Source organism: Lysobacter sp. N42, assembly GCF_004344885.1.
The window spans coordinates 65,948-91,415 of the sequence record NZ_SKFB01000003.1 but is presented as its reverse complement, the minus strand read 5'-3'; the positions used below and the strand labels follow the sequence as shown (position 1 = coordinate 91,415).

The 25,468-nt window shown below is 44.7% G+C and carries 26 protein-coding genes; 20 read left to right on the top strand and 6 right to left on the bottom strand.

Features of this window, described 5'->3' with window-relative positions; translation table 11 throughout:
* From recF to dnaA, 3 genes are all read right to left on the bottom strand, one after another.
* On the bottom strand, window positions 1-1,104 hold the full coding sequence (recF, locus tag EYQ95_RS08025; RefSeq protein ID WP_111915558.1) for a DNA replication/repair protein RecF: 1,104 nt from the start codon (window positions 1,102-1,104) through the stop codon (window positions 1-3).
* Between the two features lie 6 nt (window positions 1,105-1,110).
* On the bottom strand, window positions 1,111-2,211 hold the full coding sequence (gene dnaN, locus EYQ95_RS08020) for a DNA polymerase III subunit beta (protein WP_111915559.1): 1,101 nt from the start codon (window positions 2,209-2,211) through the stop codon (window positions 1,111-1,113).
* Window positions 2,212-2,278: 67 nt separating this feature from the next.
* Entirely contained in the window at window positions 2,279-3,649 is a 1,371-nt protein-coding gene (dnaA, locus tag EYQ95_RS08015) for a chromosomal replication initiator protein DnaA (RefSeq protein WP_111915560.1), read from the bottom strand.
* A gap of 442 nt (window positions 3,650-4,091) precedes the next feature.
* Between dnaA and rpmH the strand changes: the two genes are divergently transcribed.
* The 8 genes from rpmH (at window position 4,092) to EYQ95_RS07975 (ending at window position 10,952) form a co-directional block, all read left to right on the top strand.
* Entirely contained in the window at window positions 4,092-4,226 is a 135-nt protein-coding gene (gene rpmH / locus EYQ95_RS08010) for a 50S ribosomal protein L34 (protein ID WP_072154405.1), read from the top strand.
* A gap of 23 nt (window positions 4,227-4,249) precedes the next feature.
* Window positions 4,250-4,645: a ribonuclease P protein component gene (rnpA, locus tag EYQ95_RS08005; protein WP_111915561.1), complete on the top strand. Its 396-nt coding sequence runs from the start codon at window positions 4,250-4,252 to the stop codon at window positions 4,643-4,645.
* On the top strand, window positions 4,579-4,848 hold the full coding sequence (gene yidD, locus EYQ95_RS08000) for a membrane protein insertion efficiency factor YidD (RefSeq protein WP_111915562.1): 270 nt from the start codon (window positions 4,579-4,581) through the stop codon (window positions 4,846-4,848). The genes rnpA and yidD overlap by 67 nt, the downstream gene beginning before the upstream one ends.
* Window positions 4,849-4,850: 2 nt before the next feature.
* Window positions 4,851-6,548: a membrane protein insertase YidC gene (yidC, locus tag EYQ95_RS07995; RefSeq protein ID WP_111915563.1), complete on the top strand. Its 1,698-nt coding sequence runs from the start codon at window positions 4,851-4,853 to the stop codon at window positions 6,546-6,548.
* A gap of 222 nt (window positions 6,549-6,770) precedes the next feature.
* Entirely contained in the window at window positions 6,771-7,535 is a 765-nt protein-coding gene (locus EYQ95_RS07990; RefSeq protein ID WP_111915564.1) for an ABC transporter substrate-binding protein, read from the top strand.
* Between the two features lie 61 nt (window positions 7,536-7,596).
* Window positions 7,597-8,982: a tRNA uridine-5-carboxymethylaminomethyl(34) synthesis GTPase MnmE gene (gene mnmE, locus EYQ95_RS07985; protein WP_111915565.1), complete on the top strand. Its 1,386-nt coding sequence runs from the start codon at window positions 7,597-7,599 to the stop codon at window positions 8,980-8,982.
* Between the two features lie 3 nt (window positions 8,983-8,985).
* Window positions 8,986-10,173 (top strand): chromate efflux transporter, encoded by a 1,188-nt coding sequence (chrA, locus tag EYQ95_RS07980; protein ID WP_111915566.1) that lies wholly within the window; start codon window positions 8,986-8,988, stop codon window positions 10,171-10,173.
* Between the two features lie 137 nt (window positions 10,174-10,310).
* Entirely contained in the window at window positions 10,311-10,952 is a 642-nt protein-coding gene (locus tag EYQ95_RS07975) for a DUF2959 domain-containing protein (RefSeq protein ID WP_111915567.1), read from the top strand.
* Between the two features lie 4 nt (window positions 10,953-10,956).
* On the opposite strand, the gene arsJ is transcribed toward EYQ95_RS07975, so the two are convergent.
* Window positions 10,957-12,168, bottom strand: coding sequence for an organoarsenical effux MFS transporter ArsJ (arsJ, locus tag EYQ95_RS07970; RefSeq protein WP_207916283.1), 1,212 nt, complete (start codon window positions 12,166-12,168; stop codon window positions 10,957-10,959).
* 87 nt (window positions 12,169-12,255) lie between these two features.
* Here arsJ and EYQ95_RS07965 point away from each other — a divergent pair, with 87 nt between their 5' ends.
* Genes EYQ95_RS07965 through EYQ95_RS07955 form a run of 3 tightly spaced genes read left to right on the top strand, consistent with a single transcriptional unit; the run spans window position 12,256 to window position 14,620 of the window.
* On the top strand, window positions 12,256-13,158 hold the full coding sequence (locus EYQ95_RS07965; RefSeq protein ID WP_111915568.1) for a patatin family protein: 903 nt from the start codon (window positions 12,256-12,258) through the stop codon (window positions 13,156-13,158).
* Between the two features lie 47 nt (window positions 13,159-13,205).
* Window positions 13,206-14,351: a dicarboxylate/amino acid:cation symporter gene (locus tag EYQ95_RS07960; RefSeq protein WP_111915569.1), complete on the top strand. Its 1,146-nt coding sequence runs from the start codon at window positions 13,206-13,208 to the stop codon at window positions 14,349-14,351.
* A gap of 2 nt (window positions 14,352-14,353) precedes the next feature.
* Window positions 14,354-14,620, top strand: a complete 267-nt coding sequence (locus EYQ95_RS07955) for a hypothetical protein (protein WP_111915570.1) — start codon at window positions 14,354-14,356, stop codon at window positions 14,618-14,620.
* A 405-nt stretch (window positions 14,621-15,025) separates the two neighbouring features.
* Here EYQ95_RS07955 and EYQ95_RS07945 read toward each other — a convergent pair whose 3' ends face one another.
* Both EYQ95_RS07945 and EYQ95_RS07940 read right to left on the bottom strand, forming a co-directional pair.
* On the bottom strand, window positions 15,026-15,877 hold the full coding sequence (locus EYQ95_RS07945; RefSeq protein ID WP_111915572.1) for a universal stress protein: 852 nt from the start codon (window positions 15,875-15,877) through the stop codon (window positions 15,026-15,028).
* Window positions 15,878-15,888: 11 nt separating this feature from the next.
* Window positions 15,889-17,367, bottom strand: coding sequence for a SulP family inorganic anion transporter (locus EYQ95_RS07940; protein WP_111915573.1), 1,479 nt, complete (start codon window positions 17,365-17,367; stop codon window positions 15,889-15,891).
* Window positions 17,368-17,732: 365 nt separating this feature from the next.
* On the opposite strand from EYQ95_RS07940, the gene EYQ95_RS07935 reads away from it, so the two are divergent.
* From EYQ95_RS07935 to atpF, 9 genes are all read left to right on the top strand, one after another.
* Window positions 17,733-18,179 (top strand): flavodoxin domain-containing protein, encoded by a 447-nt coding sequence (locus EYQ95_RS07935; RefSeq protein WP_111915574.1) that lies wholly within the window; start codon window positions 17,733-17,735, stop codon window positions 18,177-18,179.
* A gap of 577 nt (window positions 18,180-18,756) precedes the next feature.
* Complete coding sequence (mnmG, locus tag EYQ95_RS07930; protein WP_111915575.1) at window positions 18,757-20,676, top strand: tRNA uridine-5-carboxymethylaminomethyl(34) synthesis enzyme MnmG; 1,920 nt, start codon at window positions 18,757-18,759, stop codon at window positions 20,674-20,676.
* Window positions 20,676-21,344, top strand: coding sequence for a 16S rRNA (guanine(527)-N(7))-methyltransferase RsmG (rsmG, locus tag EYQ95_RS07925; RefSeq protein ID WP_111915576.1), 669 nt, complete (start codon window positions 20,676-20,678; stop codon window positions 21,342-21,344). The genes mnmG and rsmG overlap by 1 nt, the downstream gene beginning before the upstream one ends.
* Before the next feature lie 28 nt (window positions 21,345-21,372).
* Window positions 21,373-22,155 carry a ParA family protein gene (locus tag EYQ95_RS07920; RefSeq protein ID WP_111915577.1) on the top strand — a complete coding sequence of 261 codons (783 nt, stop codon included), beginning with the start codon at window positions 21,373-21,375 and terminating at the stop codon, window positions 22,153-22,155.
* A 9-nt stretch (window positions 22,156-22,164) separates the two neighbouring features.
* Window positions 22,165-23,052, top strand: a complete 888-nt coding sequence (locus EYQ95_RS07915) for a ParB/RepB/Spo0J family partition protein (protein WP_111915578.1) — start codon at window positions 22,165-22,167, stop codon at window positions 23,050-23,052.
* Between the two features lie 200 nt (window positions 23,053-23,252).
* A complete protein-coding gene (locus tag EYQ95_RS07910; protein WP_207801097.1) occupies window positions 23,253-23,651 on the top strand; it encodes an ATP synthase subunit I in 399 nt (132 codons plus the stop codon).
* Window positions 23,652-23,666: 15 nt separating this feature from the next.
* The gene (gene atpB, locus EYQ95_RS07905) at window positions 23,667-24,590 is read left to right on the top strand and encodes a F0F1 ATP synthase subunit A (RefSeq protein WP_111915579.1); all 924 of its coding nucleotides are present in this window, start codon (window positions 23,667-23,669) and stop codon (window positions 24,588-24,590) included.
* Between the two features lie 98 nt (window positions 24,591-24,688).
* On the top strand, window positions 24,689-24,943 hold the full coding sequence (gene atpE, locus EYQ95_RS07900) for a F0F1 ATP synthase subunit C (protein WP_111915580.1): 255 nt from the start codon (window positions 24,689-24,691) through the stop codon (window positions 24,941-24,943).
* A gap of 37 nt (window positions 24,944-24,980) precedes the next feature.
* Entirely contained in the window at window positions 24,981-25,451 is a 471-nt protein-coding gene (atpF, locus tag EYQ95_RS07895; RefSeq protein ID WP_111915581.1) for a F0F1 ATP synthase subunit B, read from the top strand.
* Window positions 25,452-25,468: the final 17 nt, after the last annotated feature.

The window sequence follows — 25,468 nt, the reverse complement described above, 5'->3', positions numbered from 1 at the left end:
TCATCCTGTCGTTATTTCTTTAACTGTTCCATGTTCCACGTGGAACAGTCGGGTCTCATCATTTTTAAAATGCATGAGAAGATTCTCTTTCTCTATTGTCGTTACGAAAACCTGGCTTTTTGTATCTGCCAATGCTTTGCATAATTTCTCTTGGTTAATGACGTCTAACTCTGCCGGTAGATCGTCAACCAGATAAACACATTGCTTACCGGTAACCGCTTTATAATGGTCGCCCTGAACAAACCTCAGAGCCGCCACCAACAATTTTAACTGGCCTCTCGATAGGCGTTCTTTGGCATCTACACCGTCAGCCTTAATCAGCCATTCAGCTTTACTAGGGCCCACACTAGTAAAACCTTGCTTTGTGTCCAACTCCAGCTTATCAACCAAAGCCTCCTCAAAGCTTTCATACTTTTCGCTCCAGCCAGGAAGGAGTTTGAACTCGAATTTAATATCTGGCAAAAACCTATTGGTATATTCTGCTAAATACTCGTTTAAGCTATGCAGATACGCCTTTCGTGCTTGAGTAAGCGCATCTCCGGCTTTAATGAGCTCTTTATCCCAGTAACTTCCGCCATCTGAGAAGTACTTCCCTTCTCTCAACAATGTATTACGCTGCTTCAACAATCGTGAATAATTCACCCAATGCTGATATTGCGCATGTTCCACGTGGAACAAGCCCCAATCCATGAACTGACGCCTTGCTTTTGGTCCATCAGTTACAAGGGCTACACCTTCTGGAGTAATCAATTGAACAGGCGTATATTGCGCTAGCTCTGAAAACCGAACCCTACTTTCACCGTCTATGCGAATTTGCGACTCGCCAGTTCTCGACCGTGAAAAACCAATTCTATGTTCTCTGTTATCCGCAGTGTCCGCTTTAAGTTTTGCAAACACCGTAAACGCTTCTTCTGTCGCTTGCACGATTTGTTTGCTTTGATGAGTTCGAAACGAACGACCAAAACCGAGGCAGTATATTGCCTCTAAAACACTCGTTTTCCCTGAGCCATTCTGCCCGAAAACGATATTAACTGTGCCAACGTTGTCTAAATTAACCTGCGTTAAGTTTCTTAGCTTCTCGATATAAAGCGTACTAATATGCATTTCACACTACAGGCGCATTGGCATAATCACGTAAAGCGCTCTGTCGTCCGCGTTATCTTCAACAAGCGCGCTGCTATTTTCGTCTGTTAAAATAAACTTAACCGTATCGCCCTCAATTGCATTCAGTACATCAACCACATAATTGATATTGAACCCAATCTCCATTTCAGCATTTTGGTAGTCGACTTCTACTTTCTCTTCCGCATGCTCTTGTTCTTGGTTATTTGTTGCCAAACTCATCTCGTTTGCGGTAAGCGCTACGCGTACGCCACGAAACTTCTCGTTAGAAAGAATGGCTACCCGTTGGAATGACTGCTTTAACAGATCTCTATCGCCAGTAACAATGCGTTCACCGCCGTTTGGAATAACACGTCGATAGTCAGGGAAGCGACCATCTAGCAATTTAGTCGTGAAAGACATTCCCGCAGTATTAATACGTAAATGGTTTTGACCAATCGAAAGCTCTACTACTGAGTCCGAATCGTCCAACAAACGAAGAAGCTCTGTAACGCCCTTACGAGGAACTATAACTTGGTTCTGCGGTAATGAACTTTGCTCTAACTCTTCAGAAGCCATAGCCAGTCGGTGGCCGTCTGTTGCTACAGTGCGTAATACATTGTCGTTCACTTCGAATAGCATCCCGTTCAAATAGTAACGAACGTCTTGGTTTGCCATGGAGAAATGCGTTTTTTCGATAAGCGCTTTAAGCTTACCTTGTGAAATTTGAAACTGAATTTCGCTTTGCCAGTCTTCAATGTTTGGAAAGTCTGCAGCTGGCAATGTGCTTAACGTAAAGCGACTCTTCCCTGCGCGAACAATCACCTTATCTTCAGAGCCTTCAAGTACTATGTCTGAACCTTCAGAAAGCGTACGCACGATATCTAGGAGCTTCTTCGCTGGCACCGTTAACTCTCCAGGCGTAGCCTGCTCTAAAGTAATAGCCGAAACCAACTCAACCTCTAAATCTGTGCCCGTCATTCGAAGTGAGTCTTCACTAACTTGGATCAATACGTTGCCAAGAATAGGTAAAGTTGAGCGCTTTTCCACAGCACCGCTCACAACTTGCAAGGGTTTAAGTAGTGCGTCACGGCTTATGTTCAGTTTCATTATTTGGCTCTCCTATTTTTATTCTTTGCGAACCTAGTACTTAAATGCTTACCTACAAAGTGAAATTCTATACAGATAATGTTCTATTCAAGTTTCTATAATCTTGTTGAATTTCGTGGTCTTCTTCAATGAGTTCTTTCACCTTACGACACGCGTGTAAAACCGTTGTATGGTCTCGCCCCCCGAAAGCTTCACCAATTTCCGGCAAGCTATGGTTCGTTAACTCTTTCGCTAATGCCATTGCCACCTGTCTTGGCCTCGCAATTGAGCGGCTGCGGCGCTTTGAGACAATATCGGTAATTTTAATATTGTAGTAGTCGGCCACTGTGCGCTGGATATTGTCAATCGTGATCATTTTGTCTTGTGCCATCAACAAATCACGAAGCGCGTCTTTAACAAATTCAATAGTAATGTCTCGGCCCGTTAAATTCACGTTTGCTACAACACGGTTCAGTGCACCTTCAAGCTCACGTACGTGAGTTCTCAGCCGCTTTGCAATGAAGAAGGACACTTCCGGAGGCAATTTTATTTTCCGCTCTTCCGCCTTTCTCTCAAGTATAGCTACACGAGTGGGTAAATCAGGCGGCTCTATCGCCACGGTAAGACCCCAACCAAAACGACTTTTTAGTCGGTCGTCTAGGCCTTCTATCTCCTTTGGATAAACGTCGCTGGTTAAAATAACCTGCTGGTTACCCTCAAGTAGCCAGTTAAAAGTGTGAAAAAACTCGTCTTGGAAGTGCTCCTTCTTAGCGAAGAATTGAACGTCATCGATGAGCAACGCCTCCACAGAGCGATAACTCTCTTTGAATACGTCGATTTTGTTGTGCTTCATGGCATAAACCATTTCTTGCACAAAGCGCTCAGCCCGCAAGTAATAAACCTTCGCGTCGGGCTTTTTCTCTAGGATGGCATTTCCAACGGCGTGCAGAAGGTGAGTTTTACCCAATCCCGTACCGCCATATATAAATAAGGGGTTGTAGGCTTCACCCGGCTTCTCTGCAACTTGTGAAGCTGCTGCTCTAGCTAATTGGTTAGATTTACCCTCAACAAAGTTTTCAAAGCGATGAGCTTTAACCAAGTTACTATTATTCAATGAGCTTGGGCGGTCTGCTTTCTCTGCTGTTACAGGCTGCTGCCTTTTATTTGTTGGCTCAGTTTTGCGAGGTTTCTCTGACGCCTGACTCGGCTGTTCTTTTATAGAACCTACTTTCAATTCCACATTAGGTGCTTTGTCACCCGCGCTCTCACGCAAGAAACCGATAATTTGTTTCAGGTATTTGTCTTTAACCCATTCCATGACATACGGGTTTGGTGCGTACAAAAACAAGGTATTCTCTTGAATACTTGCTTGTAATGGACGAATCCAAGTATTGAAATGTTGCAACGCAAGCTCGCCTTGAAGGCGAGAAAGACATTGCTGCCACAAAGAAGAACCCACTCATCTCTCCTGAACCACTTTAAACAGAGCCGTACGTAAAGCGCTTCACATACACGCATAGCATGCTAAGTGTTTGAACTGCTCAATTTAAAAGGCTAAAAAATGACCTAGCGGTGTATTTTTATACTCTTATAAAGAACGTTTTGTACGTCTTTGATCACCGCGAAAACTATTCCCCCATCATACGAAATTCGCTGCTTGGAAGCCACCTTTTTACCTGCATTTTATCGCAGTTATCCACAGGGAAAAGATCGCTTTTAGGTTTGACACAGATCCTTTTTAACGGTAGAATCCGCGCTCATTTTGACACACGGTTCAACCACGTAATTTTACATTCACGTGAACGAACGTGAGTGAAGGAAGTTAGCTCAAGTAGTTAACTTCGCTGAGCACCTCACTAAGACAATAGTGAACAAGTATTTAACTAAGCGGAATTAGAGCAATGAAAAGAACATTTCAACCGAGTGTATTAAAGCGTAAGCGTGACCACGGTTTCCGTGCTCGCATGGCAACTAAAAACGGACGTAAAGTTCTAGCACGTCGTCGTGCGAAAGGACGTAAAGTCCTAACTGCTTAATTGCAGTTAGCTCAGGTCTCTGAGTGAATAAGCAGTTTGCCTATCCTCGGGAGTTACGTCTGTTAACTCCCGCGCATTTCCAGCAAGTCTTTAACCAACCTCCTGTCAAAGCGGTCAGTAAGCATTTAACTTTGCTTGCGCAACCCAATCAGCTCTCGCATCCTAGATTAGGTATTACCGTAAGCAAGCGAAATGCAAAGCTTGCCGTGCAGAGAAATCAAATTAAAAGAATTATTCGTGAATCTTTTCGGTTAAAGCAGCACAAATTAACTGGCTTTGATATTATCGTCATCGCCAAACCTGGAGTGACAGAGTTAGACAAGTCTGCGCTAAGGGATTTAAGCGATTATTTATGGCGAAAATTAAGCAAGCGCTGCAAGCAATATGTATCGGACTTATCCGACTCTACCAGCTCCTAATTAGTCCACTATTAGGGCCGCGGTGTCGTTTTGTTCCTACATGTTCTGAATATGCAATCGAAGCCATTCGCACTCATGGTGTGATAAAAGGAATTGCGTTAGCGGCTAGAAGAATTAGTAAATGTCACCCTGGTCATCCCGGTGGGTTCGACCCGGTGCCAGAAAAAAATTCACAAAAAAACACGAAAAAAGAGACACATTAATTATGGATTCGCGTCGTACAATATTAGTTATCTTGCTACTTGTATTGTCGTTCTTCATGTACCAGCAATGGCTTCTTGAAGACCCAAGCAATACTCCCGGTGTGAACGCTTCTAACCCGGCAGCACAGAACACTCAAACGGTTGCTCAAACAACGAGTGGCAATGCCGAATTTTCAGTTCCAGAGGCAGGTTCTCAGTCTTCTACCTTACCTGTTGCCGACGCATCGGGCACACCAGAAGCTAGCGAAACCAATAATAGCGACACCGTTGTTATTCGCACCGACGTGTTTGAAATTGAAATTGCGCTTCGCGGTGGTGACATTGTGCGCAGTGAACTCCTTGAGCACGCCAGAACGCTGGGCGAACAAGAGCGCTACACCATTCTTTTCCAAGACCCTGGACATGTGCACATCGCTCAAAGTGGTTTAATCGGTCCTAACGGTATCGACCGAGCGGATAACCGTCCACTTTATCAAGCTTCGCAGCGCGAATACGTAATGAACGGCGAAGACCGCTTCGTAGTTCCACTGACTTACGTTACCGAAAACGGCGTTGAAGTAACTAAAACATTTACTTTCAACCGCGGCGACTACGCGATTGAAGTAGCTCACCAAGTTCGAAATACCACCGGTGGTGACATTCAAATGGCGCCTTATGGTCAGTTGAAACAAACTGTAGCTAATGCGGATAGTGGCAGCATGTTTATGCCTACCTACCGCGGTGCTGCTTACTCTTCTTCTGACGAACGCTATGAAAAGTACAGCTTTAAAGACATTGAGAAGAGAAATCTAAGCCGTCAAACAGAAGCTGGTTGGATAGCTATGCTCGAGCACTACTTTGTAACGGCTTGGGTACCGAATCAACAAGCGAACAATCGTCTGTACACAACTAACTTAGCGAATTCTGGCAATGCGCTTATTGGTTACGTTGGTCCAACACAAACGATTGCTGCAGGTGCTACAGAAACCTTCGAAAGCAGCATTTATATGGGTCCGAAAAACCAAGACCGTTTGGCAGAGCTAGCGCAGCACCTGAACCTAACCGTAGACTACGGCTTCTTGTGGTGGTTAGCACAGCCTATTCACTGGTTGCTCTCATTCCTACATAGCTTTGTAGGCAACTGGGGCTTTGCCATTATTCTGGTTACGCTTGTTGTAAAAGGTGCTTTATACCCACTAACAAAAGCGCAATACACCTCTATGGCAAAAATGCGCAAAATTGCACCGCGCATGCAAGAATTGAAAGAGCGCTTTGGCGACGACAGACAGAAAATGTCGCAAGCGATGATGAAGATGTACAAAGACGAAAAGGTAAACCCACTTGGTGGTTGCTTGCCTATGTTGTTACAGCTTCCTATTTTCTTAGCGCTTTACTGGGTGCTGCTAGAAAGCCCGGAAATCCGCCACGCAGACTTTATGCTTTGGATTAACGATCTTTCAAGTAAAGACCCGTATTACATTTTACCGGTACTCATGGGCGCCAGCATGTTCCTTATGCAACGCCTACAGCCAACGCCGATGACCGACCCAATGCAGCAGAAGATTATGCAGCTGATGCCGATTATGTTTACGGTATTCTTCCTATTCTTCCCTGCAGGCCTAGTGCTTTACTGGTTGGTGAGTAACCTTATATCGATTAGCCAAATGCTTTGGATATATCGCCAACTGGACAAAAAAGGCTTAGGCACGAAAAAAGCTTAAGCTAAGTAAGCGTAAAGACTCTAAAAACCCCAAGTTCATTGATGAGCTTGGGGTTTTCTTTTGGTGACAGCAAAAAAAGCAGATGTTACAATTCTCTAACATTCGTTAATGTTTTTGATTAGAATTTTAGAAACAAAACATCTAGCGTGATAATGGATTAATAAAACGCTGTTACAAGGTTGGAAATCGCAAGTGGTTAGCGCAAGGAATATAGTGAACATAATGAAAGTTTTACTAGCTCTTCTGCTAGTCACTTCCGTGCTCGCGGCTGCAAAACTTCACTCGAACACAACAGAAAGCGACAGCAGTGTTTACCTAACCCCTGATGTAGACAACGCTATTGTCGACAGCATTCAGTCACGCTCCACTTCTACTAAGCCGACATTAGTCATAGGCTCTATGACCGAAGTGTCAGAAAGTCACAGAACATTCCAAATTGTGTCAGAAGCTTATAGAAACCTTGGATATGAAGTTGAACTTCTGAACTTGCCCTATGCACGAAGCTGGTATGAGAGTAATCGCGGCAGAATTATCGACGCCGAACTAGCAAGAACCAACGAGGTTATTTCCGACGGTATGATTCGCATTCAAGTGCCTTATCATTACACTTCAGCTGTCGCTTACACCAATGATCCCGACTTTAAGCCAACAAGCTGGGAACAACTGGCTGGAAGACGAATCGACCTTGTCGCTGGAACAAACGTACTTGCCAGTAGATTAGGTGATATCCCTTGGAATCCGGTAACCACTATTGAACAAGGCTTCCGCCGGTTAGCAAACGGTCGGTCAGAAGTATTCGTAGTACCTGGCGATATTGCAGCACCGGTATTTGAAGAAATGAATCTGCCCAATGTTTATCTTGTACAGCCTGACTTAGAGCGTTGGGAGCTTTATCATTATATTCACAAGTCGCATGAAGACTTGGTAGAACCCCTTACCGAACAAATCCGCGAAATTATTTCTCGCGATCAGTACGCGCAACACTAATACTGCAACCCTTTGTTTTACTCGTTATACTATGCCTTTCAACGCTCAAAGGTAGCACGGCATGAGTACGCACGACTCACATTCCACTGATTTTGACACCATAGTCGCCCAAGCCACTCCTCCTGGGAAAGGTGGTGTGGGTATTGTTCGTGTAAGTGGTACTCACGCAAAAGCCATAGCGAAGCACATATTAGGCTTTACACCGAAAACACGTTTTGCCCATTACACCGAGTTTAAAGATCCCCAAGGCACGCTTTTAGACCAAGGCATAGCACTTTATTTTGAGGGCCCAAACTCATTCACAGGTGAAGATGTCTTGGAGTTGCAAGGGCACGGTGGTCCAGTCGTTATAGACATGCTTATTCGCGCCATACTTGAGACGCAACTTGCCAGAGCCGCAAGACCAGGTGAATTTAGTGAGCGCGCTTTTCTCAATGACAAGCTCGACTTAGCGCAAGCCGAAGCCATTGCCGATCTTATTGAAACCACCTCTGAACAAGCAGCTAAAATGGCGCTACAAAGCTTGCAAGGTGCTTTTTCACATCGTGTCGACCAACTAGTAGACGCCATTATTCAATTACGTATGTACGTAGAAGCAGCAATCGACTTCCCAGAAGAAGAAATCGACTTTCTCGGCGACGGTAAAGTCGCTGGCGACTTAAGCGCAATTTTAGAATCACTGAGCAAAGTTGAGGGAGAAGCCAAACAAGGTCAGCTTTTGCGAGAGGGAATGCGCGTCGTTATCGCCGGGCGTCCCAATGCAGGTAAATCGAGCTTGCTGAATGCCCTTGCCGGTAGGGAGTCAGCGATTGTAACCGACATAGCAGGTACGACTCGCGACGTACTTCGCGAGCATATTCAAATCGATGGTATGCCGCTTCATATTATAGATACCGCAGGCCTTCGGGAAAGCCCCGACAAAGTAGAACAAATCGGTATTGAACGCGCGTGGCAGGAAATTGAACAAGCGGACCGCGTGTTATTTATGGTAGACAGCACCGAAACCGATGCAATACACCCACATGATATTTGGCCGGAGTTTTTCCACCGATTACCAGAAAACATGCCCTTTAGCGTAGTTCGTAATAAAGTAGACCTAACCGGTGAAAGCATAGGCGAAGCCGACTACGAAGGTATACCCGTAATATCTTTAAGCGCTTCTACAGGCAACGGCATAGATTTGCTACGTGATCACTTAAAACAAAGCATGGGGTTAAACACCAACATAGAAGGTGGCTTTATGGCGCGGCGCAGGCACCTCGACGCCATCGCAAAAGCAAAAAGCCATCTTGAAACCGGGCAAGAGCAACTCCATGAGTTCGCAGCAGGCGAATTACTTGCTGAAGAACTACGTCTCGCTCAATCTCACCTGAACGAGATTACCGGCGAATTCACCAGTGATGACTTGCTCGGCAAGATATTTGGGTCTTTCTGTATCGGGAAATAATGCATGGATAACACAGAAAACCGTGTTCACCCACTATCCATATTTCTTATTTTCTTGCGGCTGGGCTTAACCTCTTTCGGCGGCCCTGTTGCGCACTTAGGTTATTTTCGCGAAGAGTTTGTGAATCGCAGAAAATGGCTTTCAGACGCCAATTACGCAGACTTAGTCGCGCTTTGTCAGTTTCTTCCTGGTCCTGCAAGTAGCCAAGTGGGTATTGCTCTCGGGGTTACTCGCAGTGGCTATTCGGGCGCACTAGCCGCTTGGGTTGGTTTCACGCTTCCTTCTGCACTCATGATGACTCTTACTGCATTAGGTCTTGCCCACTTCGGTGACAGTATTCCTTTAAGTGTCTTACAAGGTTTAAAAATTGCGGCTGTTGCCATTGTAGCCCATGCGTTATGGGGTATGGCTCAAAGCTTGTGTCGTGGAAAAGCAAAGACTCTATTAATGCTTTTATCTGCACTAACAGTTTTATTACTACCCGTGACCTGGGGGCAAGTCGCTGTTATTGGAATTGCAGCGATTGTAGGTCGCTTCCTTTTTAAAACTGAACCTCAACTGCAGCAAACCCACTTTCACGTACCCATAAGCCAGCGAAGTGGGGTGCTTTGGTTGGTGTTGTTCTTGGCCTTACTTCTAGCGCTGCCCACGTTACAGTTCTTTTTCCCTCAACAATGGCTTGCAGTTGTCGACGCGTTCTACCGCGCTGGTGCTCTAGTATTTGGCGGCGGTCATGTTGTGTTACCTCTATTGCAATCCGAAGTTGTTGCCACCGGGTGGGTGAGCGAAACCACCTTTTTGGCCGGCTATGGAACGGCACAAGCAGTACCAGGCCCTCTATTTACCTTCGCGGCCTTCCTCGGAGCCTCAATTAACGGCTGGGCAGGAGCCTTACTGTGCCTTGTAGCTATGTTCCTGTCTTCGTTTCTGTTGGTATTCGGCGCGCTCCCGTTTTGGCAGACGCTGCGAACCAACACAACAATGCAAGCGTCTCTGAGCGCAGTGAACGCTGCCGTTGTCGGTTTACTGCTTGCTGCTTTTTACAACCCAGTGTGGACAAGCTCGATAACTAACGCCCAGTCTCTAGCACTAGCTTTAGCTGCATTTATTGCATTGAAGTATTGGAAATTGTCACCTTGGCTTCTGGTGCTACTGTGCGGGTTTATAAGTTGGGTAATAACTTTGCTTTGAATTCTCAGCAGCAAACCACTGCCAAACTTATGCAAAACAACTCATTCACGTTTACACTGTATTTAACTTTGTACCTTTTCCGTTTGGGGTATGAAAGAATATTCCCAACGTGTTTGGCTAAATGATAGGAATGTCAGATGAAAGCGCTTGTTACCCTTGTTATGTCGTTGTTTTTATTCGGTTGCACTACCGTGTATTACGACACCATGGAAAAGTTCGGCATTGAAAAACGTGATATTTTGGTGGATCGGGTGGGCAATGCTCGAGATGCACAGAATGAAGCACAAGAAACGTTTCGCTCTGCTTTGGAACAGTTTCAAACTGTGGTAGGTACACCCGAAACAGAACTCAGCAGAACTTATAGTCGTTTAAACAATGCGTTTGAAGACAGTGAAAAAGCCGCAGAAGACGTAACTGACCGCATTAACGACGTAGAGCGTGTAGCGCACGATCTTTTTGAAGAATGGGAAGACGAACTTAACCAATACGAAAACGCGAATTACCGTCGTATGAGTGAACAGCAAATGCGTGAAACACAGCGCCAGTACGACAGCTTAATTTCACGTATGCGCCAGGCTGAATCGCGTATGGCACCTGTACTTAGCGCATTCCGCGACCAAGTATTGTTTCTTAAACATAACTTGAACGCGCAGGCGATTGGCGCGCTAGAAGGTGAGTTGGGTCGTATTCAAAGCGACGTCGCAACGTTAATAGAGAATATGGAAGCGTCTATTGCCGAATCGGAAGCCTTCATAGCTCGGTTTCAGCAAGCAAACTAATTCTCTACACATCAGCAGTTTTGGGTAAACCGCCAACAATGGCGGTTGCCAACAATAAGAATAAACTAGACACAATTAAGCAGGGCACCAGCCCTGCTGTTTGGTAAATCCAACCCGAAAGCACCGTACCCAATAACCTTCCTGCAGCATTCGCCATATAGTAAAAACCCACATCGAGCGAAACGCCATCGGCTCTTGCTGAAGACACAATTAAATAACTGTGAATAGACGAGTTTACGGCGAACAAAAGCCCAAATAACCCAAGTCCTAATATCAGTGCATAACCTAATACTTGGCTGGTGGTTTCTGCTTGCTGGTTCGCTAAATAAAAGCCAATAGCAGCAGGTGTTAGCGCCAGTAAAATGCCCCAAAACGATAGATGTTTTGCTTGAGCAAACCGAGGCGCAAGTGCTTGCACAAAGCCATAAGCTATAACCCAAAACGCAAGAAAAGCGCTTACTTGCCAGTGTGACCAAGCAAGCTGGCTTGCCAAGAAAAGCGGTAATGCAATAACAAACCAAATGTCGCGCGCACCAAACAAAAACAAACGTGCCGCAGACAGCATGTTAATCGCCCTGCTCTTCGACCAAATATCAGAGAACTTAGGTTTAAACGAGGCTTTACCGGTGTCTGCCTTAAGTAGCAATAAACTTGAAACCCAAACCGCAGTTAAGGAGATGGCCATAATTAGAATTGCGCCTTGAAAACCGACTAGCGTGAGCATTAAGCCGCCAAGGAAAAAGCCAACACCCTTCAACGTGTTCTTCGAACCCGTAAGAATAGCGACCCATTTGTAAAGTTTAGACTGCTCAGTGTCTCTCACTAAGGTTTTTATGGTGCTTTTGGCACTCATTTTATTGAGATCTTTGGCAATGCCCGAAAGCGCTTGCGCCGCCATAACCCAGATCACAGAGAGCCACGCAGTAGGAACCAGCAGCATCGAAAGCGCAAGCACTTGCAACGCTAAGCCTATATTCATGGTTCGATTTAATCCCCACTTTGCACCCAGCCAACCCCCAAATAAGTTGGTCACAATGCCGAAGAACTCATAAAACACGAACAACAAAGCGACTTCTAATCCGCTGTACCCTAATTGGTAAAAATAGAGCACAACCAACATACGTAGAGCGCCGTCGGTAAGCGTAAACGCCCAGTAGTTGCCAGTGATAACGGCATACTGACCCAAATTAGACTTTAAAAACGAAAACATAGGCATGTTTGATCTTTATCGTGGAACTCTCATAATGATATAGGTGTTGTACACACGTTGCGACAATATTGCTTCTAAAAGACAAGGAGTCACATGGCTGAGCCACTCATTGAAACTACCGACGAACCCGTAGACAGCGACCGTAAGCATACCTTAGTGGTTGAAGGTGGTGCTATGCGAGGTATTTTTGCTGCTGGCGTGTTAGACGCTTTTATAGAGCAAGACTTTTACCCGTTTGACGCTGTCGTTGGTGTTTCAGCAGGTTCAACCAACTCTATTGGTTATTTGGCCGGGAATTATCAGCGTAGCTATAAAATAATTACCGAATATGCTCGCCGCGACGAATTCATGAACATTCGCCGCTATTTAAGAGGCGGACACTTTTGTGACGTAAGTTGGCTTTGGCATAGTTCGTTAGACGAGCTTCCACTCGACATCGACGCTTTTATGAAGCGTAAAATTCCACTTACAGTAGTCACCACCAGTGTTAAAACCGGTGAAGCTTGTTATTTCACGGCCAACAAAGACAACCTTGTTGATCTTTTCCCAGCGTCTTGCGCTATGCCGGTAGTTTTCCGGGAGTTTCCACCTATTGAAGAAGAACCTATGACTGACGGCGGACTTGCCGATTCTATTCCGGTGGTCCATGCGTACGAACAGGGAGCTAAACAAATTACGGTGATATTGTCGCAACCGCTTGGTTTTAAGAAAAACTCTGACCGTTTTCCCGGCTTACTTAAACCCTTATTCAAAGACCACCCAGCTTTGTTTGAAGCCGTTGTGCGTAGAGGCACTCAATACAATGAGGCACTCGAATTTATTGCTAACCCACCCAAAGACTGCGACATCAACATTATTGCGCCGCCGTCTAACTTCCCGGTATCGCGCTTTACTATGGAGCTTTCTGCATTAGATATGGGGTATCGGCAAGGCGAGAATGCTGGTAATCGATTTATTGCTGAAAGCCTTATCAGGTCGGATGCGACACACGCATAACCCGTGTTATGCTTCTGCCACTCTCCTAACAACAACGAGAATTCATTATGGGGTTAATCATTAAACTCGTGATCGGTATTGTTGCCGGTACACTTATTGGTTTGTTTGCACCAGACGTGCTTACGCGCATTTTAATTACCTTCAAGTCGCTTTTCGGCGAATTGCTATTCTTCATTATTCCACTACTTATTCTATTCTTTATTACCAGTGGTATTGCTGGACTGCCGAAAAACTCTGGCAGATTATTAGGTAGAACGTTAGGCATAGCTTACCTTTCAACCATTATTGCCGGTGTAGGGGCATTTCTTGTGGCCTCTTTTGTGGTGCCTATGTTGGCCAACGAAAGTCGCGAACTTACCCAAGCAGCAGCGCAAGCTTTAGAGCCGTTAATTACTATCGACGTTACACCGGTATTTGGCGTCATGACCGCTTTGGTTTTAGCATTTATTCTTGGTCTGGGTATTAACGCAACCAACGCTAATCAGCTTCATACCATTAGCGACGAGGGCCGCGGCATTATTGAACGTGTGCTCGTGAAAATCATTATTCCACTACTACCGGTTTATATTGCCGGCGTATTCGCTGAGATGGCCTCTAGTGGCACTGTATTTGAAACACTAAAAACCTTCGGCATTATTCTTGTGTTAGCCGTAGTACTGCACTGGGTTTACCTTACCGTGATGTTTCTTATGGCAGGTGCTAAGGCGGGTAAATCACCATTGTTTCTCATTAAAAATATGCTTCCTGCATACTTCACGGCGCTAGGAACAATGTCGAGTGCGGCAACTATTCCAGTAACGCTACAAGCAGTGAAAAACAATAAAGTTAAAGATGAAGTGGCCAACTTTACCGTTCCACTTTGTGCAACTACGCACTTAGCAGGCTCAACCATTACCATCGTCAGTTGTGCTGTTGCGGTAATGGTTTTACATGGCAGTTTAGAAGTACCTTCATTACTTACCATGCTTCCGTTCATTTTTATGCTTGGTTTAGTCATGCTTGCTGCACCGGGTGTTCCAGGTGGTGCAGTAATGTCAGCAGTGGGCTTATTGGGCTCTATGCTCGGTTTTGGCGACAGCGCCATAGCACTCATGATTGCGCTTTACATGGCGCAAGACAGCTTCGGTACGGCGTGTAACGTAACGGGCGACGGCGCTATTGCCCTGTTTGTGGACAACGCAGCAAAAGACTAAACATGCCCTTTGAAATACGCCAACTAAGTTGGCACAAAAGAAGACGTGCAGAAAAGACACCTCAGCCCATTCGGGTTGAGGTGTTTCATTTTAAAAAGGAAGCCAACCACCCATGCACGTTAGAGGTTGAATTCGACAACGGAGAAACATACGAATTGAAAGGACGTGTTACTCAGAACCCAATCAATAAACACTGGTTTGTGAGCGGCATGAATTCAACAGGACAGGCTGTATCTTTGAAATTTATCGAAGAGCCTATAGCGGACTAATTAGTTCAGGCCTGTTGTAACGCCTACGTATCCAATTTAACGCCCGCATTACACTTTTGTGGGAAACTAGCCAACGTTCCACGTAGAACTTCCCAGGTACGTCAGAAATAACTACTGCGAGTAAAATAGTGAGTAGCCCTTGCCCAGGCAACACGAGCATAAGTATGCCTGCACATAGCAATATAAGTGCGAATAAGTTTCTAATGAGGTACAAAAGCCTGCGCGATAAGGTCCAATGCCTTGGCCGACTCTTTTCAACAAAATAGTCAGTGGGCATTTTTATGACAAGCATTGGAACCAACACAAGTGACAGCAGGATAATGAGCACACTTATGCTCACTATCCAGGGCAACCAGGGTTCAATCCAAGCAAGTTTGTCGAGCCAATACTCCATGGCTAATCACTTTACCGCAGCAATAGTAGAGGAACCTTAGCGCTACCAATAAGAGCATTGGTATGGCTTCCTACTAGGAATTCACGAATTCTCGAATGACCATAGGCACCCATAATAATGGCATCAATTTGATTAGTTTCGGCGAAGCTATTAATTGCCGACTCTACTTCTCCTTGAATGATGTGCGTGGTTACTGAGAAACCTTCACTTTTTAGCTTTTCCGCGGCTTCGTTAACTTGTGACTGATGTTCAATAGAGTCATTATCCACCATAACCAAGTCTACGGGTAATTCGCGGAATAACGGGCTTCCTGCAACCATATCTACGGCTTTCTTGGCTGTAGCACTGTGGTCGTATGCAATCATGATTTTTTCAGGCGCTTTAAACTCACCACTCACTACCCACACCGGTTTGGTCATCGCACGAATAACGCGCTCTACTTGGTGACCAATTTTCTGACCTACGCCATTACCACGTTTGCCTTGTTTGCCAATGACTAACAATCTGATTTCATCTTCAATTTCTAATAAAGCATCTACTAGATCACCATGGCGCTGGCGCAGTAGTGGCTCGGCAATTGTTTTTTCCACATGGGTTTTTGCGGCTTCTAAAAAGGTATGTCCTTGTTGGCGCGACAGCTTAGCTCGCTTTTCTTCAAGTTCTGCCAATTCAGAGAGTAACCGCTGGCGCTCGTCCATACCAATGTTGCCGCTAAAGTCAGACTCGTCGACTCCGCGAGGGTCGTCTAACACGTTAAGCAGCACTAATGAATTGTTTAATCGCTTTGCAGACCAAGCCGCATAGTCGGAAACCACATCACTTAATGATGAACCGTCAATACATGCAACAGTATGTGTAGTCATGTTCAATCTCCTTAATGGTCCATAAGCTTGTCAATAGCATCTGGCTTATCTGCAACACCGAATTTGTCGACTACGGTAGCTGTTGCTTTGTTCATGCCTTTAACTTCAACTTCCGTACCTTCACGGCGAAACTTCAGTACGACTTTGTCTAACGCAGCTACAGACGTAATGTCCCAGAAGTGTGCTCGGTCTAAATCAATGGTCACTTTAGCAAGCGCTTCTCCAAAATCAAAAGATTCCGCGAACTTCTCAGAGGAACTAAAGAATACCTGACCAATAACCTGATATTCCCGATGTTCTCCGTCTTTAGAAAGCGTTGAAGAAATATGCATGTAATTACCCACTTTAGCCGCGAAGAAAAGCGCCGCCAGTAGCACACCAATAAACACACCTAACGCTAGATTATGCGTCCATACCACAATAACCACTGTGGCTATCATCACCACATTGGTACTCATAGGGTGCTTCTTTAGGTCTTTAATCGACTGCCAGCTAAACGTACCAATCGACACCATAATCATGACTGCTACTAACGCAGCCATCGGTATTTGACGCACCCAGTCACTTAAAAACACAACCAAGATAATGAGGCCGACACCGGCAACTAACATTGAGAGGCGACCGCGACCACCCGACTTCACGTTAATAACGGATTGCCCGATCATTGCACAACCAGCCATGCCGCCCATTAAACCCGCACCAATATTAGCAATACCTTGGCCACGACATTCTTTATTTCTGTCGGACTTGGTGTCTGTTAAGTCATCAACGATGGTTTGCGTCATCATCGACTCAAGTAAACCCACAATCGCCAGTGGGAATGCGTAAGGTAGAATAATCTCTAACGTTTCGAGGTTAAGCGGAATATTCGGTAAGAAGAATACCGGTAAGCTGTCTGGGAGTTCGCCCATGTCACCTACAGTACGCACGTCGATACCAAAGTAGATAGTTACCGCAGTAAGTAAAACTATGGTTACTAGCGGTGAAGGCACTATCTTAGTGATTCTAGGTAAACCATAAATAATCGCCAAACCTGCGGCAGTTAGGGCATATACATGCCAGGTTACGTTAATAAGCTCTGGCAATTGCGCCATAAAAATAAGTATTGCTAAGGCATTCACAAACCCAGTAACCACAGAGCGTGACACAAAACGCATAAGGCTACCCAGCTTAAGAAGGCCAAATATAAGCTGAATAACACCGGTTAAAATGGTTGCTGCTAATAGATATTCAAGTCCATGCTCTTTCACCAAGGTAACCATTAACAAGGCCATTGCACCAGTAGCCGCCGATATTTGCCCAGGACGACCACCAATAAACGCCATAACGACACAAATACAAAAAGACGCATATAAACCCACTTTCGGGTCGACGCCTGCAATAATAGAGAACGCGATTGCTTCTGGAATGAGCGCTAACGCAACAACCATTCCAGCAAGAACGTCTGCGCGAATGGTGCCAAACCATTCCTTTTTCCAATTACTTTTCATAACGGTTTTCCAAGTGTTTGTGTCGTTTGATACGGTACTTTGAGCAAGTGATTGCAAAATAACCAAGTGTTAAATGTAGCTAAAAACTAGAAATAATCAGCCTTTCGCCACTTCAATAAGATTAGGTAGAGTAAAAAAACTGAATTTTTAACTATTTCACAGTACTTTCACTCAATACATGCTAAAAAACATAGTTTATTTGGCGTTAATGACCTTAATTAGGCAAGGAACCAAATAGAAAAGAGTGCAAATGATACGCACCGCGTAAAGTGATCTCAACCATTTCAACTCTTTTTGTCGCGCTAAGTTTGCTAAAATAGCGCTAAAGAACTTTCACCTATTAAAAATAGGAAACGGAGTACTATATGGCAGAACATATTGAAATATTGGTTGGCACGACGGCAGGAAACACAGAGTTTTTGGCTTCAGAACTTGAAACTGAGATTCAACAAAAAGGTTTCACCACCACGTTTCACGACGCTCCGAATTTACCGGAAGTGACTAAACAAGGCATTTGGTTATTCTGTGTTGCAACTCATGGTGCAGGTGAATATGCAGAAAGTATTGAGGGTTTTATGGAACAACTGAACCAAGAAAAGCCTGATCTCTCCAATATTAAGTTTGCCATTATCGCTATTGGTGACTCGAGCTACGATACATTTTGCCAAGCTGGCCGAGACACAGACGCACTTGTTCAAAGTCTCGGCGGTGTGCCTATACATGATGTTTTAGAAATAGACATGATGTTCGACCTAGAACCTGAAACTTCCGCGATACAGTGGTTAGCTCAGTGGATCGATAAAATAGCGTAGTCGTGAATAGATCTTTTCCACAGTTAAAATCCAGATAAATAAGATTATCGACCAATTAGAACGATCTTATCCACATATAATTCACGTTCATATCTACCGAAATAAGATCGTGTGGATAAACTATGATCTTAAATGTGATCTGATCGAGGTATAAATTTGGGGATAACTTCAATTGTGGAAAAGCCTCGATTTTTCCTACTGGATATTCATACTGATCATAGCGAGTTGATCACAACCAAACTTAGTCTTTAACTAACTTATTTATATAGAAAAATTTGGGTTTCCCACAGAAAATAGCGAAGCTAATAATAGTAGTAATAATCTTTTATAAATAAATATATATATATTTTTACTACCATCGCTTAGAAACCGAAATTAGCATTTCAGAAATAACCGATAGATTGATCATTTATTCCCAACCCCGATCCGAGTTATAATATTCGGCTAGCTTGAAGCTCTCTTTACGGAACATTTGGTAAGTGATTGATAAGTCTTTAAGCAAAAATCTACGAGCTCTTTGTTCTATTCAGCTGCACAAGAGTTCATGCAAGTTTTAAAAAGTGTTGAAAGGTAAGTTATGAGTTCAGATATGCGTTTTGATGTAATTGTGATCGGCGGAGGCCATGCAGGCACTGAAGCTGCACTTGCTGCTGCGCGTATGGGGCAAAGCACGCTACTGCTTACGCATAACATCGACACTTTAGGCCAAATGAGCTGCAACCCTGCTATTGGCGGTATAGGTAAAGGTCATTTGGTTAAAGAAATCGACGCTCTAGGCGGAATTATGGCGCGCGGTGCTGACCATGCGGGTATTCAATTCAGAACCTTAAATGCGTCAAAAGGACCTGCAGTAAGAGCTACGCGTGCTCAAGCAGACCGAGCGCTGTATCGCAATTACATTCGCCAAGCTCTTGAAAGCCAACCGAATCTTAAAATATTCCAACAGTCTTGCGACGACTTAATCGTTTCAGAAACAGGCCAAGGCCCTCGTGTTGAAGGCGTTGTTACGCAAATGGGGCTGAAATTCCTTGCTTCACGCGTGGTGCTTACCGTTGGAACATTCTTGGGTGGTCAAATTCACATTGGACTTTCTCAATACAAAGGCGGCCGCGCTGGTGATCCGCCCGCGATTGCGTTGGCAGAACGTCTGCGTGCATTACCTCTACGTGTTGATCGTCTTAAAACAGGTACACCGCCAAGAATTGATGCTAAGTCTGTTGATTTTAGCGTAATGCAGGAACAACCCGGTGATTTCCCAACACCAATTTTTTCTTACATGGGTAAATCTGAAGATCATCCGCAGCAAATTAGTTGTTTTATTACCCATACTAACGATCAAACCCATGACGTAATTCGCAGTGGCTTAGACCGATCGCCTATGTACTCTGGCGTAATTGAGGGTGTGGGCCCGCGCTATTGTCCGTCTATCGAAGACAAAGTTATGCGTTTTGCAGACAAAAATTCGCATCAAATTTTTGTTGAACCCGAAGGACTAAATACCCAAGAACTTTACCCAAATGGTATTTCCACGAGTTTGCCGTACGACGTGCAAGTCGAACTTGTGCATTCTATTCGCGGTTTCGAAAACGCGCATATTACGCGCCCGGGCTACGCCATTGAATATGACTTCTTTGATCCTAGAGACTTAAAACAGTCGCTAGAGTCTAAGTTTATTGAGGGGTTATATTTTGCAGGTCAAATTAACGGTACAACCGGTTACGAAGAAGCTGGTGCACAAGGCTTAGTCGCGGGTATGAATGCAGCATTGGCAGTTCAAGGTAAAGAGTCTTGGACACCTCGCCGTGATGAGGCCTACACAGGTGTGCTCATAGACGACTTAGCAACATTAGGCACCAAAGAACCCTACCGTATGTTTACCTCGCGTGCTGAATACAGGTTACTACTACGCGAAGACAACGCAGATATACGTTTAACTGCAAAAGGTCGTGAGCTAGGCTTAGTTGACGACGAACGTTTTGCTCGTTTCGAAGCAAAAATGGAAAATATTGAGCAAGAAAAACAACGTTTGCGTTCTACTTGGGTGCATAAAGACCATGCGGCGGTAGAGTCGTTAAACACCATGTTGAAAAGCCCTATTTCTAAAGAAGCTAATTTAGAAGAACTTATTCGCAGACCTGAGATGAAATACAACGATCTTATGTCGGTTGAAGGTATCGGTCCTGGCTTGGTTGAGTCTGACCCTCAGGCTGCAGAACAAGTTGAAGTTCAAATTAAATATGCGGGCTATATTTCACGTCAGGTTGATGAAATTGCAAAAACAATTCGTCACGAAAACACCAAACTACCAGCAAACTTCGACTACGGTTCTATTTCTGGATTGTCGAATGAAGTTGTTGCCAAGCTAGCGTCGCATCAGCCTGAAACTATTGGGCAAGCTATGCGTATCTCTGGCATAACGCCGGCGGCTATTTCCATGTTACTTGTGCATCTTAAGAAGCAGGGTTTGTTGCGTAAAACGGAGAAGAAACTCGCCTAATGCGTAAATCGACTCCCTTTCCAAAGCAAGTGATTGAACAACAATTGTCTGAAGCATTACGCGCCGAAGAACTGAAATATTTGTCGGTAACCAAAGAACAGCAACAACAGCTTGTGGTTTTGCTGGAACAACTACACAAATGGAATAACGCCTACAACTTAACTTCGGTGCGCAACCCTGAAGACATGTTGGTTCGCCATATTCTAGACAGTATTGCGGTTAGCCCTCATTTACACGGTGATAAGGTTATCGACGTTGGCACTGGTCCTGGCTTACCTGGTTTGCCGCTTGCTATTTTGAACCCCGAAAAAGAATTTGTACTGCTCGACAGCTTAGGCAAAAGAATTTCTTTTATCCGCCAAGTGGTACATTTACTGAAATTAAACAATGTAACTGCGGTACAATCACGCGTTGAAGACTATGCTTTTGAAGGCGGCTTCGACAGTATCGTCAGTCGCGCATTCGCATCACTTGCAGACATGCTCGGCTGGTGTCATCATTTGCTGTCAGACAAAGGCGTGTTTGTGGCATTGAAAGGCCAGCTCGACGAAGCAGAGTTTGAGCAAGTTAAAGCACCTTTTAAAGTTCGGGAAACCTACCCTATTGCAGTACCTCAATTAGACGCTGCAAGGCATGTAGTAGTTATCTCGCCAGCAAATTCAGAATAATTATAAGTCCTGTAAAAGGTATTCGATTGTGGGAAAAGTCATCGCGATTGCTAATCAAAAAGGCGGCGTTGGAAAAACAACGACCGCGGTGAATCTTGCTGCGTCTATGGCAGCAACTCGTCGCAAAGTTTTACTGATAGACCTAGACCCACAAGGCAACGCAACTATGGGCAGTGGCGTTGACAAGTATGAAGTCGAAAAAACGATTTTTAACCTTCTAGTTGAAGACGAACCTTTAAAAGACGTTGTGGTTTCAGAAACTAGCGGTAAATATGATCTCATCGCGGCCAATAGCGACGCTACCGCTGCCGAAATAAAGTTAATGGACGTATTTGCTCGTGAAACCAAGCTTCGCAGAGCGTTAGAGCCTGTTCGTGACCACTACGATTATATATTTATTGACTGCCCTCCTTCGCTTAACTTGCTTACCGTGAACGCTATGGCTGCGGCAGACTCTATAATGGTTCCGATGCAGTGCGAGTATTACGCACTCGAAGGTTTAACTGCACTTCTGGACACCATCGACCAACTTGCTGCGGTAGTGAATCCTAATTTACAGATTGAAGGGTTGCTAAGAACCATGTACGACCCGCGTAATCGTTTGGCAAACGACGTTTCAGAACAGCTGAAGAATCACTTCGGAGATAAAGTTTACCGCACGGTTATTCCACGCAATGTGCGCTTAGCTGAAGCACCTAGTTTCGGTGCACCGGCCATGTATTACGACAAAGGTTCGACAGGTAGTCGCGCTTATCTTGCGCTCGCAGGTGAAGTGATTCGCCGAGACGAAACCACACAAAAAGCTTCTTGAGGATAAAAAATGACGACTAAAAAACGTGGCTTAGGAAGAGGACTCGACGCGTTACTTACGACCAGTGCTAACGCAGCCGCTCGTCATGAGCAAGAACAGTCGAATGAATCTGTGGTTAGCGAAAAAGGCGAATTACGAAAGCTACCGGTAGAATTTTTACGTCCTGGTCGTTATCAGCCTCGTAAAGATATGTCGCCTGAAGCGTTAGAAGAGTTAGCAAGCTCTATTAAAGCGCAAGGTATTATTCAGCCTATCGTGGTTCGCCCAGTTGGTAACGATCAATACGAAATTATTGCCGGTGAGCGTCGTTGGAGAGCATCTCAACTTGCGCGTTTAGACGTTGTACCTTGCTTAGTAAAAGACGTACCCGACGAAGCTGCTGTAGCTATAGCGCTTATCGAGAATATTCAGCGAGAGGACTTAAATGCGCTGGAAGAGGCTTTCGCACTTCAACGCCTTATTGAAGAATTTGATATGACCCACCAAGCTGTTGCAGAAGCAGTGGGTAAGTCACGAACTACAGTGACCAATTTACTTCGTGTACTGCAACTAAACGACGATGTTCGAACTCATTTAGAACGTGGCGACATTGAGCTTGGCCATGCAAAAGTGTTGTTGGCCGTTGAGGGCGAACAGCAAAGCGAATTAGCGCGAGTTATTGTAGCGAAAGGCTTAACGGTTCGTGAGTCTGAAAAATTAGTCAACACCGCGTTAAACCCTACCTCTAAGAAAGAACCTCAAAAACCAGACGCTGATGTACAAAAATTAGAGCGTGACCTAGCTGATCGGATTGGTGCGAAAGTAAGTATAAGTCACAATCGGAAAGGGAAAGGCAAAATGGTGATCTCGTACAATAGTCTTGATGAACTTGACGGGATTCTTGAACACCTTTCATAAGGTATGTCTTAAAGTACAGCTAGTTTTTCGAAATTCGACTTTAATGTATTGGTTTTGTTAATTGTTTTTTAATCAATCTGTGAAAGCCAGTCTGTGCAAGGGCTATTTCGACGCGACTTAGGTTGCATTTTGGCGCTAAAACTTTATAATCGGCGCAGTTTTTAGTACGTGTATCGCAAACCCATAACTAGGTTTCAGCAATGACAGTTCAAAATAATAATATGCTGAATCAGAAGGGTCGCCGTATAGCTAGAACGGTGTTACTGGTACAAGCCATAGCAGCTGCTATTTTGGTAGCTCTGATGGGACTAATATTCGGGATTGAAGGTGCGAAAACCGCATTTGCTGGTGCTTGTATTGGCCTTATCCCCAACATGATTTTCGCGCATTACATGTTTCGTTTTGGCGGAGCGCGCGCAGCATCACAAGTGGTGCAGAGTTTTTATTTAGGTGAAATGCTGAAGATGCTTTTCACCATAGTACTGTTCGTTATTGCTTTTGTTATATTAAACGGCCCGTGGTTTCCTTTATTTGCCGTGTTTATAGCCATAACAGTACTGCAATGGATTACACCGTTTTTAAATCTTAAAATTAACTAACTTGGGTTGTGAAACATGGCTGCAGAAGGAAAGATGAATCCTACTGACTACATCAACCACCACTTAACGAACGCGAGTGCCGGTGAAGGCTTCTGGACATTCCATGTCGATTCGTTGGGTATTGGTATTGTACTCGGTGCTTTATTTATTTGGCTCTTTGCACGCGTAGGTCGTAGAGCGACAGTTGGCGTGCCTGGCAAGCTTCAGTGCTTTGTCGAAATGGTTGTAGAGTTTATTGCTACAACGGTTAAAGAGTCGTTCCATGCGAAAAGCAAAGTTATTGCCCCGCTTGCCCTGACTATTTTTGTCTGGGTATTCCTTATGAACCTGATGAAACTGATTCCAGTAGACTGGGTTCCTGTACTTGCGGGTACGTTGGGTTACTACTTAAACCCTACTGCGTTGTATGAGTACATGGCAGGCAAAGAGCAATACGCAGCTCAACTTGCTGGCCTTTCTGGTGCAGAACTAGAAGCGGCAGCAGTATCTATTCTTGGTGGTTATGGGTTTATCGAAACTATCATGATGCACCCTTGGAGCTACATGAAAGCTGCTCCAACAACAGACTTGAACACCACTTTGGCGTTAGCGTTGGGTGTATTCGTTCTAATTATTTTCTACTCAGTGAAACATAAAGGGTTGGGCGGTTTTGTAAAAGAACTGACTATGAACCCGTTTAATCACTGGTCGATGATCCCGTTCAACTTGGTTCTTGAAACCGTAACGTTATTGGCGAAGCCATTAAGCTTGTCACTACGTTTGTTTGGTAACCTTTATGCGGGTGAGCTTATTTTCATTCTAATCGCGATGGTAGGTTTGGCGCAGTTGCCAATGCACTTCGCGTGGGCTGTTTTCCATATCTTGGTTATCGTACTGCAAGCGTTCATCTTCATGATGCTTACAGTGGTATACCTAAGTATGGCGAGTGAAAAACATTAGTAATTTGGAGTGGGGTTAACCCTGCTCCTCTAGTAAAGCGTTTTAATTGTTTTAACTTTAATTTTTAACTTTAACTATCTGAAAAACTGGAGATATCAATGGAACTAGTCGTTTCTTACACAATCTTAGCTGTTGCCATCATCATTGGTTTAGGCGCTGTGGGTACTGCTATCGGCTTCGGTCTTATGGGCGGTAAATTCTTAGAAGCTACTGCGCGTCAGCCAGAACTAGCTTCTCAGCTTCAAACTAAAATGTTCATCATGGCAGGTCTTACGGATGCTATCGCGATGATCGGTGTAGGTATTGCACTATTCTTCGTATTCGCTAACCCATTCGTAGGTTTGTTAGGCTAATTTCACTCGACGGTCACCAACATAGAGGAGATCCGTTGTGAATATCAACGTTACTCTGATTGGTCAGTCTATTGCGTTCGTGGTCTTTGTGATCTTCTGCATGAAGTTCGTATGGCCACCACTGATTAACGCCATTGAAGAGCGTCAGAAGAAAATTGCTGACGGTCTTGCGGCATCAGAACGCGCAGAGAAAGACCTCGAAGACGCTCGTGCGAAAGCCGATGACGAACTCAAAGCTGCAAAAACACAAGCAGCTGAACTAATTGAGCAAGCGAAGAAACGCGCTGCAGCATTAGTTGAAGAGGAAACTCAACGCGGTAACGCAGAGCGCGAAAAAATTATCGCTTCCGGTTATGCAGAAGTGGAAGCTGAGCGCAGTCGAGTTCGTGAAGAATTGCGTAAGCAAGTTGCTGTATTGGCAGTTGCTGGCGCAGAGAAAATCATCGAGCGCGAGATTGATGCACAGAAGCAAAGCGACATTGTTGAAAAACTTGTCGCTGAATTGTAATCACGGGGGTTGAGCAG

Bases quoted from the DNA above. Each gene is read 5' to 3' on its own strand.
- recF (WP_111915558.1), bottom strand. From the start codon at position 1,104: ATGCATATTAGTACGCTTTATATCGAGAAGCTAAGAAACTTAACGCAG.
- dnaN (WP_111915559.1), bottom strand. From the start codon at position 2,211: ATGAAACTGAACATAAGCCGTGACGCACTACTTAAACCCTTGCAAGTT.
- rpmH (WP_072154405.1), top strand. From the start codon at position 4,092: ATGAAAAGAACATTTCAACCGAGTGTATTAAAGCGTAAGCGTGACCAC.
- yidD (WP_111915562.1), top strand. From the start codon at position 4,579: ATGGCGAAAATTAAGCAAGCGCTGCAAGCAATATGTATCGGACTTATC.
- yidC (WP_111915563.1), top strand. From the start codon at position 4,851: ATGGATTCGCGTCGTACAATATTAGTTATCTTGCTACTTGTATTGTCG.
- EYQ95_RS07990 (WP_111915564.1), top strand. From the start codon at position 6,771: ATGAAAGTTTTACTAGCTCTTCTGCTAGTCACTTCCGTGCTCGCGGCT.
- mnmE (WP_111915565.1), top strand. From the start codon at position 7,597: ATGAGTACGCACGACTCACATTCCACTGATTTTGACACCATAGTCGCC.
- chrA (WP_111915566.1), top strand. From the start codon at position 8,986: ATGGATAACACAGAAAACCGTGTTCACCCACTATCCATATTTCTTATT.
- EYQ95_RS07975 (WP_111915567.1), top strand. From the start codon at position 10,311: ATGAAAGCGCTTGTTACCCTTGTTATGTCGTTGTTTTTATTCGGTTGC.
- arsJ (WP_207916283.1), bottom strand. From the start codon at position 12,168: ATGCCTATGTTTTCGTTTTTAAAGTCTAATTTGGGTCAGTATGCCGTT.
- EYQ95_RS07965 (WP_111915568.1), top strand. From the start codon at position 12,256: ATGGCTGAGCCACTCATTGAAACTACCGACGAACCCGTAGACAGCGAC.
- EYQ95_RS07960 (WP_111915569.1), top strand. From the start codon at position 13,206: ATGGGGTTAATCATTAAACTCGTGATCGGTATTGTTGCCGGTACACTT.
- EYQ95_RS07955 (WP_111915570.1), top strand. From the start codon at position 14,354: ATGCCCTTTGAAATACGCCAACTAAGTTGGCACAAAAGAAGACGTGCA.
- EYQ95_RS07945 (WP_111915572.1), bottom strand. From the start codon at position 15,877: ATGACTACACATACTGTTGCATGTATTGACGGTTCATCATTAAGTGAT.
- EYQ95_RS07940 (WP_111915573.1), bottom strand. From the start codon at position 17,367: ATGAAAAGTAATTGGAAAAAGGAATGGTTTGGCACCATTCGCGCAGAC.
- EYQ95_RS07935 (WP_111915574.1), top strand. From the start codon at position 17,733: ATGGCAGAACATATTGAAATATTGGTTGGCACGACGGCAGGAAACACA.
- mnmG (WP_111915575.1), top strand. From the start codon at position 18,757: ATGAGTTCAGATATGCGTTTTGATGTAATTGTGATCGGCGGAGGCCAT.
- rsmG (WP_111915576.1), top strand. From the start codon at position 20,676: ATGCGTAAATCGACTCCCTTTCCAAAGCAAGTGATTGAACAACAATTG.
- EYQ95_RS07915 (WP_111915578.1), top strand. From the start codon at position 22,165: ATGACGACTAAAAAACGTGGCTTAGGAAGAGGACTCGACGCGTTACTT.
- EYQ95_RS07910 (WP_207801097.1), top strand. From the start codon at position 23,253: ATGACAGTTCAAAATAATAATATGCTGAATCAGAAGGGTCGCCGTATA.
- atpB (WP_111915579.1), top strand. From the start codon at position 23,667: ATGGCTGCAGAAGGAAAGATGAATCCTACTGACTACATCAACCACCAC.
- atpE (WP_111915580.1), top strand. From the start codon at position 24,689: ATGGAACTAGTCGTTTCTTACACAATCTTAGCTGTTGCCATCATCATT.